Source organism: Pseudoalteromonas sp. S554, assembly GCF_005930865.1.
GTDB lineage: Bacteria > Pseudomonadota > Gammaproteobacteria > Enterobacterales > Alteromonadaceae > Pseudoalteromonas > Pseudoalteromonas marina.
In genome coordinates this window covers 1-1330 of sequence record NZ_PNDV01000101.1, presented here as the reverse complement: position 1 = coordinate 1330, position 1330 = coordinate 1, and the positions used below count along the sequence as shown (strand labels likewise).

Annotated in this window: 1 protein-coding gene; it reads right to left on the bottom strand. The window is 40.8% G+C overall.

The genetic code is table 11. The annotated features are described in order from the left end of the window. Positions 1 to 256: 256 nt before the first annotated feature. Positions 257 to 1330, bottom strand: a 1074-nt coding sequence (locus tag CWB65_RS17800) for a 2-oxo acid dehydrogenase subunit E2 (RefSeq protein ID WP_138741128.1), incomplete at its 5' end; no start/stop codon positions are given.

Here is a 1330-nt window from a genome sequence, read left to right as displayed (position 1 = left end):
TGTTCTATCTAGGGTCGATTAAATCGCGGCGCGAGGTTTGTAACCTAGTGGGCTAAGTAAAAACCGAGTAACAAAGAGTTTATCGCCCCTAGGCAGAACCCGAAGGGCAGCGGATGTTTGGCATTTATGCTGCGTTATCGCCTATTTATGGGGAATAACCACACTTCATAGGCTCTGCCTTGCCTAAAAACCAAACATACTGCTGCAAATTCAACCATCAAAGATCAACACGCCCTAGGTTTAAACAATTATATTTTTAACTCATTGCCATCATCATTGCCGATGGATTTTCTAAGTACGATTTCCATAAGTTATTAAAGCGAGCAATTGTTCCGCCATCAATAACACGGTGATCACCAGACCAACTAACTTGCATAATGGCCTTACTCACAACATGGCCGTTTTCATCAAAGCGTGGTAAATGCTGCAATTTACCTAGCGCTACAATAGCAACTTCAGGTTTATTAATAATTGGTGTGGCAATTGTGCCGCCAATTGCACCTATGTTTGAAATGCTAATAGTACCGCCTTTTAAGTCTTCAGGTGGTACTCGCCCTTCGCGAGCGGACTCAGTAAGGCGTGTAAGTTCATTAGCCACATCAACAATATTTTTACTTTGGCACGACTTAATATTTGGTACCAATAAGCCAATTTTAGAATCGACTGCTATACCAATATTATGATCGTCAAAATAAGTGAGCTCAGAGCAATCTTCATTTACCTTAGAATTAAGAACCGGGAATTCTTTCATCGCAAGCGACAGTGCTTTAACAAAGAAAGGCATCATAGTGAGCTTAACGCCTTGTGCTTTGTATTGCTCTTTCATTGAAGCTCTTAAGGCAATAAGGTCTGTTAAATCTATTTCATCACAAAATGTAAAATGTGGAATGGTTGAAACAGAAGCAACCATTTGTTTTGCCATCGCCGCTTTTATGCCTTTAATTGGCTCTACACGCACGCCAGAGCTCTGCGTTTTACTTTGTGTGTTGGCTACATTGCTATTAAGCGGTGATGTATCAATACTGTTAGGTACTTCACCTTTAATAAACTCTTCTATATCTTGCTTATAGATACGTCCATTTTTACCACTACCTGGCACTTGTGTTAAATCAACATCAAGCTCGCGTGCTTTTCGTCTAACAGCCGGTGATGCAACGGCTTTTGTGTTAACCACTTTTACTGTTTGGTTAACTTTTACTGGTGCTGCCTGCTCTGCTGCATTGGTCTGCGCTTTTACTACGGCTTGGTTTACATCTATGTTTTGCTTAGGTGCACTTCCAGCAATAGTCATTTGAAACAGTGGGCTATGTACTTTAGCTATTTCGGCTTT